Source organism: Aliarcobacter sp., assembly GCF_041672065.1.
GTDB lineage: Bacteria > Campylobacterota > Campylobacteria > Campylobacterales > Arcobacteraceae > Aliarcobacter > Aliarcobacter skirrowii.
The window spans coordinates 1-7888 of record NZ_JBAZAH010000068.1 but is presented as its reverse complement, the minus strand read 5'-3'; the positions used below and the strand labels follow the sequence as shown (position 1 = coordinate 7888).

The window sequence follows — 7888 nt, the reverse complement described above, 5'->3', positions numbered from 1 at the left end:
AAAAGGTTATAGCCCAAAAACTGTTGATTTAGCAAAAGATGTAAAACAAAATATTGATAAATCAATATCTTCAATTCTTACATTAAACACTTTTGCAAATACTATGGGAGCAGCTGGTGTTGGTGCGCAAGCTGCTATTATTTTTGGTTCAAATTGGCAAGCTGTGATTGCTTTTGCTTTAACTTTGATGGTGCTTTTTATATCTGAGATATTTCCAAAAACTCTTGGTGCTATTTATTGGAGAAAGTTTATAGTTCCAGCTGTTTATATAATATCGTTTATGGTTAAAATTACTTACCCTTTTATTTTTCTTGCTACTTTTATAACAAATGCTTTGCAAAAAGGTAGAAAAAATGAGGCAAACTTCTCAAAAGATGAGATTATTACAATAGTAAATATGAGTGAGAAAGAGGGTGTTTTACAGGCAAAAGAGAGTGTTTTAATAAAAAATTTATTCAAACTAAAAAATATTAAAGCAAAAGATATTATGACACCAAGAACTGTTGTTTTTGCTTTGGATTCTAAAACAAGTGTAAAAGAAGCTCTTTTAAATGATAATCTATATGTCTATTCAAGAATACCTGTATATAATGAATCAATAGATGATATAGTAGGTGTTGTTTTTAAACAAACTATTTTAGAAAAAAGAGTTAAAAAGAAGAAAAAGACTCTTTTAAAAGATATTATGGTTCCTGTTCATAAGGTTCCAGAAAATCTATCTGTATCTATTTTGTTTGATATGTTTATTAGAATGAAAATGCATCTTTTTATTGTTCAAGATGAGTATGGGCAAACAAGTGGAGTTGTAACACTTGAAGATGCTTTAGAGACAATGCTTGGAATTGAGATTGTAGATGAGATGGATCAAGTTGCAGATTTGCAAGAGTTTGCAAAAGATGAGAGTAAGAGATTACAAAGAGTATAAACTATAAAAAAAGGGTAGATATGGATAGCTTAAACAAAGAGATAAATTTTGCAAGAGCATTCTATTTTTTAGCCTTTACATTTCTGATTTTTTACTCTTTTAATAGTTTAAGCAATATTTTAACTCCAATTGCAATTGCATTTTTTATATGGTTTTTAATTAATGGTTTAGCAAATGAGATTAAAAAAATACCATATATAAATAAAAAAGTTTTAAACTATACAGCTACTCCTTTATCCTTGGTCATAATAATTTATCTAATGATAAACATAGGTACATTTATAACTTCAAGTATGTTAGAGTTGGGTTCTGTTGTATCTCAGTTGGATTCAAAAATAAATATTGTAATAGATAAAATATCCTCTTTGCTTTCAATGGATTTAAAAGAGCCTTTACAAAAGTTTTTTAAAGAGTTTAATATTTCAAGTGTTATAAATAAGATATTTATGGCATTTAGTTCAATTTTGAGCAATACAATGCAGATTTTTTTATATGTACTTTTTTTATTAATAGACCAAAGATTTTTTAATTCAAAATTAAATGCACTTTTTAAAAAAGATGAGAACAGACAAAAAGCAAAAAAAGTTTTAACATCTATTTCAAGTGGAATTAGAACATATATTTTAATTACAACTCTTGTAAGCTTTGCAACAGGATTTTTAACATTTTTGATTTGTCACTATTTTGGTTTACAAGCAGCAGTTTTGTGGGGATTTATTGCTTTTATTTTAAATTTTATTCCTACAATTGGAACAATAATTGCAGTATTAATTCCAACCGTTTTTGCTCTTATTCAGTTTACAGATTTAAGCTCTATCATCTCAATATTTGCAGCTTTATGTGTAGTTCAATTTGTAATTGGAAATGTAATATATCCAAAACTAATGGGAAATAGTTTAAATATGTCACAATTTGTTGTTATATTATCATTGGTTATTTGGGGTGCTATGTGGGGAACAATTGGTATGTTTTTGGCAGTTCCTTTGATGATGATTTTGCTTATAATTTTATCACAATTTGAAAGCACTAAAAGCTTGGCAATACTAATTTCTGAAGATGGAAATATTTTGAGAAACAATGAAAATTAGACTATTTGCAATAATTTTTTTACTTCTTTTTGCCTCTTATGAATCAAAAAAATTTATAGAAAAGAGTCAAGATGATTTAGTTCCTGAAAAGATAAAGGAGCAAATTATTGTAAAAACTGGAGATATTATTTTAAAAAAAGAGGATAATCTTTTTAGTGATTTCTTCTCAATTGTAGATAATTCAAAATTTAGTGATATTGGAGTTGTTTTAAAAATAGATAATAAATTTTATGTAGCACACTATGATTTTGATATTGAAAATAGTGAGTTTTTACAAATAGAGCCTTTTAAATCTTATGTATATTTTGCAAATAGATTAGCAGTTTTAAGATATGAAAAGGATATTGATAGTTCAAAACTTTTTGATTATTTAGAAAATATAAAAAATAGTAAAATATCTTTTGATTATAGTTTTAATTTAAATACAACAGGCTTTTATAATAGTAAGTTTGTAAATAGTGTTTATAAAGAGCTTTTTGGTGAAGATATATATAGTTATAGTTATGATTTTTTTGGAAGAGATTTTATATCTATAAATAGTATTTTACAAAATCCAAAGTTTAAAAAGCAGTTTGATTTGGACTTTACAACAGATTCAAAACCATTTTAAGAGTGAGTGTTTAAATACTCTCTTAAAGCGTTTCTTGAAGCTTTATCAACAAGATTAAATATATCATCAATCTCATCTTTAAGAGATTTTTTCTTATGCCCTTTTACTTTTATAAAAGTTAAATTTAATCTCTCTTTTTTATCAAAAAACTCTTTATATAAATCATGGTTTTTTATAAGTTTACCATTTAGTGAATAGTAGTTGTTTGTTTTTAATCTATCTTCTCTATTGCTTAAAGATATAATATTTTGACAATCTGTATAGACTTCAATAGAAAAATCTATCTCTTTGTTTTCATAAAAAATCTCATCAAGTGCCCAAAGTAGAGCTTGAAGCTCTAGTTTTGTAGAACTACTATTTTCAAATCTTTTTGTTTTTACTCTATCTTTTAAAATTTTTAAATCTATATTTAAATCTTCTATTTTCAAATAAGATGCAAAGCCTATTTTACTCTGTGGATTTACACTTGAATCTGTAAATAATCTTATGGTTTTGTTCATCTATTTTCTTTGTTTTAAGTTTTAAAAGTAATTTTGAAGTGTGTTGAAAGTTTTATAAAGTGGTGGGTCGTGAAGGACTCGAACCTTCGACCACTCGGTTATGAGCCGATAATAATAACTTTTCAAATAAACCTTAAATTTTACAATATTCCCAAATACCCTAATATAGGGCTCTTTTTCATCTTGACAAAATTACAATAACCATATAAAATACAATAATCGTATTCTAAGGTGTGAAATAGGTGTGAATTTTGGCAAGACATATAACTAATTTAACAGGTGTAATTTACAGAGATTCTGTTACAAATGGAAAACCTGATAAAACATATTATATCAGATATAAAGACAATAACAATAAAACAGTCGAATTGAAAATTGGAAAATATAGTGAAGGTATAAGAGAAGCATATTGTAATCAAAAAAGAAATGAAATTTTAACAAAGCAAAGAAATGGTGAAGAACCACCTGCTGTTGCTATTAGAAAAAAGAAACAAAAAATATTGATAGAAACTTTAGCTGATGCTTACTTTAAAGAGAAAAATATTAGTGGTTCTACTCTAAATCATTATAAGGTACACATATTACCTTACTTTAAAACATTTGATATTGATTTATTATCAAAAAAAGATATTGAAAATTTTAAACATTTTTTAGAACAAAAGATTACAATTAATACTAAAAAGCCTTTAGCTCCGAAAACAATCAATAACATATTAAATATTTTAAAAACAATTGGTAAATACTCTTTGAAAAATGATTTACTGAAAAATGATTTCACAAAATATATTACTACTTGTAATATAGATAATGCAAGAGAGAGATTTTTAACACAAGAGGAAATTAAATTATTACTTGAAACTACCAAAAATGATGAAACTATTTTTTTATTTTTTACTTTAGCTTTAAATACTGGTGCAAGATTAGCAACTATTTTGAATATACATAAAAAAGATATAGATTTTAAACATAATTTTATTACTTTAAAAGATTTTAAAAACAATTCTACATACAAGGCTTTTGTTCCCGATGAAATAATAAAGCTATTGACAATTAGAACATTAAACTTATCTTTAAATGATAAAATCTTTACAACTAATCCAGAAAAGAGATTAAGAGCAATTTTAGATGAACTTTTTAATAAGGGTATTGATAATAGTGATAGAAAAAACAAAGTTGTAATTCATACATTAAGACACACATTTGCAAGTCACTTAGCTATTAATGGAACTCCAATATTTACTATTCAAAAACTAATGAACCATAAGGACATAAAAATGACTATGAGATATGCAAAATTAAGTCCTGATAGTGGTAAAGATGCTATTAAAAATTTAGGATTTTTTAACTAAATAATATTTATAAAATTACTTTCTAGCTTTAATATTATCTTCTAAAAAATTTATAATAGTATATATTTTAAATATATATTTTATTTTTTTGTCATAATCTGAAAATTAATGTTTTAATTTATATAGTAATAATATATAAATTTTAATTGCTTCTTTTTTGGTAACAAAAATCTTTTGAATTACACCAGTAGGAGTTTTGTTTTTTACACTTCCATAAATATTTTCAACAAGATATTCTTCAAATAAATTAAACTCAATATTTAGTTTATAATATCGTTCTTTATCGTTTACAATTCTTGTTAATAATATACTCATATTTAAAACTTAATCCCAATATATAAAGCATAGATAAAAAATACCAATGAACTAACCAATATTATTCTTTCAGTAATACTACCAACTGCGAATCTAAATATTCTTGGAAGTAATACAAAATTATAATTAAATTTTTGTAATGGAAATATCCCATTTTTAATTCCTTGATATGTCATAGAATCTTGTAGTATATGCAATAAGATTCCTATATTTAAAGCTATTAAGAACCAATACTCTTTTAAGTAGATTAATAATAATACTAAAGTTATTGAGAACAATAATAGATTATGTGTAACAGTCCTATGTCCTAAAAAAATATTAATTGTAGTAGAAGATACAATAAATTTTCTACCTAAAATACTATTAGGTTCATCAATGTCAGGAATAATTGAACCAATAGCAACAAAAATCATAAAAATAATATAATTAACAGTTAATGATAATTCATCAATAAAAACTAATGGAGCTGATGTAATAGCAAGTGAGTTAATTATATGAGTTTTTCCTAGCATATTTTTACTTATTAATTAAATTTGCATCTTCATTTTTAAATATTCCAGATAATGCTAAAGTTTCTTTAACAACAACACTTTTTGATACACCTAAATTGTTTGCAATTGTATCAAGCTTTTCAATCTCGTCCTCTGTAAATAAAATACTTATATTTTTCTTTCGCTTAGTAGATATGTTTGTTCTGCTTTTAAGCTCATCAAAAATATTTATTTTTTTCTTTGCCATTTTTACCCTTTGTTTTAAAATTAAAATATAATTATATAATATTTATAAAAAATTGTCTATATTATTAAACATAAAGTATTAAAAATAAATAATATATGCTATAATTTTTAATATAATATAGATATTAAAAAATATATGTATTAAAAATACTATTTTTGTAGTGTCGCACCAATAAGTTATAGATTTTTGTAATTTCTATAAGTATTCTTATAGTGTCGCACCAATATGTTATCTTTTTTTGAAAATAGAATTAAAAAAACAATAGTGTCGCACCAATAAGTTATAGATTTTTGTAATTTCTATAAGTATTCTTATAGTGTCGCACCACTACATAAATGTAAATAACAAGAAAAAAAGAGTGAAAATGAAAAAAGAAAAAGAAAATAGCTTAATGGTTAAGATGATAAGAAATAATACACAAAAACAAATGATATGGGTTATTCAAAGAAATGCTAAAAATTTGTATTATAAAAAAACTCAAACTATGATATTAAATCACCCATACTATAAAGCTAATTTTAAAAGCTTGGATTTATCAAGAACTTCATATTTTTACTACAATAGAGAGAGAAATAGATTAAATAGACAAAAAGAGAGATTAAAACACAATAAGAAGCTTTTAGCCATACAAAATAACTATCCCCTTATCAATCTTCAAGATTTAGCTTTTTATTCAATTTTGATAGGTTTATTTAACTTTAGAGGTGTATCTAAAGACTTTGAGAAACTAGAAAAAATAGTTAGCATAGTTTTGAATCAAGAGCAAGGCATAACCATAAATGATAAATTTAGAAATAAAAAGTATATAAAACATATTCAAAACGACCAGAAAAATATAGATGTTTTGGCAATAGCAAGTTACTTAAATGAGATAAAGCAATATACATTTAGAAGCAAAGAACAAGCAGAATATTTAGATTCAATAATCAAAATAATACTCAACATACCAATAGGATTAACCCATAAATTAGGAAAGTTAAAAGACTGGCAAATTGTAGAAGTAAATAAAATGAAAAAAGTAGAGCAAGAGATTATAAAAACTTACAAGCTAATAGATAAATATGAGGTTTAAATTAATACTTTTTAAAGGGCATTATCTAAACCAATGCTCTTGTTAAAGTATTAAAAAATTAAAAATTAATACTATAAATTTAAACATAAAGGAAGTGCAAGTGCTAGAACTAACAACAGAGCAATTGGAAAAAGTTATTAGTAGTATAGATACTCTTGAAATTTCATCGTACTTAATATACCTAGCAGATTCTTTAATTTGTACAGTATTAATTACAAAATAGTTGAACTTTTTAACATCATTTTCTTTCAAAAAGCTATCAATATTTCTCTGTAAAAAAGCTACTTGTTTCATATTATTTTCATCAAAATTCTGCTTAAATCTTTCTCTAAAAGCAACCCATTTTTCTTGTCCAACATATAGAGGAACACCAATTAAATTGTCTTTATTGTTGTTGAATGAACCAGGCATAGAAACTACTTTATATTGAAAATAATTACCTTTAAATTCATACAAAATAGCAGTAGAATTTTGAATAGTAGTAGTCTTATTATTCTGATTGTTGCAACTAAATAATCCAGTAACATACTCCAACAAAAAGATTAAATATGCTCTTCTTCTTTGCTTAAAAACATTCTTATCATTCTTGCCAACTCTAATACCAAATATGTTTAAAATGCTTAAATAAATATCAAATTTAACATTAATAGAAGCAAAATATTTAGCAATACAATGTACTAAGAAGTTGTAATCAGTTTGATACACAAAACCCTTGTCACTATATATAATTGGATATGGAATTTGATTGCCATTCTTGTCGATTTCATTAGCAAATAGGTGTTACAAAGTGGTACATTTTTCGACTGCACTTTGGTACATTTTTGGATTGCACTTGACAATGGGTAATAAATCTTCTAGTTTATTATCTGCTGCTGAACTATATGCCAATAAAAGAAAATTTAATATAGCTCAACTACATAAAATCGCAAAAATACTAAATATTGATATTTGTGAGTTTTTTAAAGCTTAATATACAATTACTATCCCCTATAAAACTTCCTTTGAATCTAATATCATCTTCTTAATTGCATCATACTTTTTAGCTTTTTCATAATGTTCTATAAATGGTCCTACCCATTTTGGAACTTGAATATCATGAAATCCCCAATTGTTTAGTGTAGAGTAGGGTACATGTGTTATCTCTGAAAACTCTTTTTGTGTTAAATTAATATCCTTTAATCTTTTACAAAACTCTTCTTTTGTCATAAATTATCCTATTTATTATCTAATATAGTTTTAATTGTATCATAAATTTATCTATTATAGGTTATATTTCTTGACATATTATCCT

At 24.5% G+C, this 7888-nt stretch carries 12 protein-coding genes; 6 read left to right on the top strand and 6 right to left on the bottom strand.

Features of this window, described 5'->3' with window-relative positions; translation table 11 throughout:
- The 3 genes from WC168_RS08720 to WC168_RS08710 form a co-directional block, all read left to right on the top strand.
- Positions 1-925: CNNM domain-containing protein (locus WC168_RS08720; RefSeq protein WP_372618719.1), on the top strand; the 925-nt coding region annotated here is incomplete at its 5' end.
- A gap of 20 nt (positions 926-945) precedes the next feature.
- The gene (locus tag WC168_RS08715) at positions 946-2013 is read left to right on the top strand and encodes an AI-2E family transporter (protein ID WP_066160792.1); all 1068 of its coding nucleotides are present in this window, start codon (positions 946-948) and stop codon (positions 2011-2013) included.
- Positions 2003-2623 (top strand): hypothetical protein, encoded by a 621-nt coding sequence (locus WC168_RS08710; protein WP_372618717.1) that lies wholly within the window; start codon positions 2003-2005, stop codon positions 2621-2623. Before WC168_RS08715 ends, WC168_RS08710 begins: the two co-directional genes overlap by 11 nt.
- Here WC168_RS08710 and WC168_RS08705 read toward each other — a convergent pair.
- Positions 2620-3123, bottom strand: a complete 504-nt coding sequence (locus WC168_RS08705; protein WP_319087763.1) for an RNase H family protein — start codon at positions 3121-3123, stop codon at positions 2620-2622. The genes WC168_RS08710 and WC168_RS08705 overlap by 4 nt on opposite strands.
- Before the next feature lie 251 nt (positions 3124-3374).
- On the opposite strand from WC168_RS08705, the gene WC168_RS08700 reads away from it, so the two are divergent.
- A complete protein-coding gene (locus tag WC168_RS08700) occupies positions 3375-4472 on the top strand; it encodes a tyrosine-type recombinase/integrase (RefSeq protein ID WP_372618715.1) in 1098 nt (365 codons plus the stop codon).
- Positions 4473-4577: 105 nt separating this feature from the next.
- On the opposite strand, the gene WC168_RS08695 is transcribed toward WC168_RS08700, so the two are convergent.
- Genes WC168_RS08695 through WC168_RS08685 form a run of 3 tightly spaced genes read right to left on the bottom strand, consistent with a single transcriptional unit; the run spans position 4578 to position 5525 of the window.
- Positions 4578-4787, bottom strand: coding sequence for a polymerase (locus WC168_RS08695; protein ID WP_372618713.1), 210 nt, complete (start codon positions 4785-4787; stop codon positions 4578-4580).
- Positions 4788-4789: 2 nt separating this feature from the next.
- A complete protein-coding gene (locus WC168_RS08690) occupies positions 4790-5299 on the bottom strand; it encodes a metal-dependent hydrolase (RefSeq protein ID WP_372618711.1) in 510 nt (169 codons plus the stop codon).
- A 4-nt stretch (positions 5300-5303) separates the two neighbouring features.
- Complete coding sequence (locus WC168_RS08685; RefSeq protein ID WP_125296385.1) at positions 5304-5525, bottom strand: hypothetical protein; 222 nt, start codon at positions 5523-5525, stop codon at positions 5304-5306.
- A 364-nt stretch (positions 5526-5889) separates the two neighbouring features.
- Between WC168_RS08685 and WC168_RS08680 the strand changes: the two genes are divergently transcribed.
- Positions 5890-6597 carry a hypothetical protein gene (locus WC168_RS08680; RefSeq protein ID WP_372618709.1) on the top strand — a complete coding sequence of 236 codons (708 nt, stop codon included), beginning with the start codon at positions 5890-5892 and terminating at the stop codon, positions 6595-6597.
- Positions 6598-6639: 42 nt separating this feature from the next.
- On the opposite strand, the gene WC168_RS08675 is transcribed toward WC168_RS08680, so the two are convergent.
- Complete coding sequence (locus WC168_RS08675) at positions 6640-7302, bottom strand: hypothetical protein (RefSeq protein ID WP_372618707.1); 663 nt, start codon at positions 7300-7302, stop codon at positions 6640-6642.
- Between the two features lie 82 nt (positions 7303-7384).
- On the opposite strand from WC168_RS08675, the gene WC168_RS08670 reads away from it, so the two are divergent.
- On the top strand, positions 7385-7567 hold the full coding sequence (locus tag WC168_RS08670; RefSeq protein ID WP_372618705.1) for a hypothetical protein: 183 nt from the start codon (positions 7385-7387) through the stop codon (positions 7565-7567).
- A gap of 17 nt (positions 7568-7584) precedes the next feature.
- Here the strand turns inward: WC168_RS08670 and WC168_RS08665 are convergent, their stop codons facing one another.
- Complete coding sequence (locus WC168_RS08665) at positions 7585-7803, bottom strand: hypothetical protein (protein WP_066187763.1); 219 nt, start codon at positions 7801-7803, stop codon at positions 7585-7587.
- Between the last annotated feature and the right edge of the window lie 85 nt (positions 7804-7888).

What these genes read in the sequence shown, in the direction of transcription:
- WC168_RS08665 (WP_066187763.1), bottom strand. Translation starts at nt 7,803, where the DNA reads ATGACAAAAGAAGAGTTTTGTAAAAGATTAAAGGATATTAATTTAACA.
- WC168_RS08715 (WP_066160792.1), top strand. Translation starts at nt 946, where the DNA reads ATGGATAGCTTAAACAAAGAGATAAATTTTGCAAGAGCATTCTATTTT.
- WC168_RS08680 (WP_372618709.1), top strand. Translation starts at nt 5,890, where the DNA reads ATGAAAAAAGAAAAAGAAAATAGCTTAATGGTTAAGATGATAAGAAAT.
- WC168_RS08710 (WP_372618717.1), top strand. Translation starts at nt 2,003, where the DNA reads ATGAAAATTAGACTATTTGCAATAATTTTTTTACTTCTTTTTGCCTCT.
- WC168_RS08705 (WP_319087763.1), bottom strand. Translation starts at nt 3,123, where the DNA reads ATGAACAAAACCATAAGATTATTTACAGATTCAAGTGTAAATCCACAG.
- WC168_RS08695 (WP_372618713.1), bottom strand. Translation starts at nt 4,787, where the DNA reads ATGAGTATATTATTAACAAGAATTGTAAACGATAAAGAACGATATTAT.
- WC168_RS08690 (WP_372618711.1), bottom strand. Translation starts at nt 5,299, where the DNA reads ATGCTAGGAAAAACTCATATAATTAACTCACTTGCTATTACATCAGCT.
- WC168_RS08685 (WP_125296385.1), bottom strand. Translation starts at nt 5,525, where the DNA reads ATGGCAAAGAAAAAAATAAATATTTTTGATGAGCTTAAAAGCAGAACA.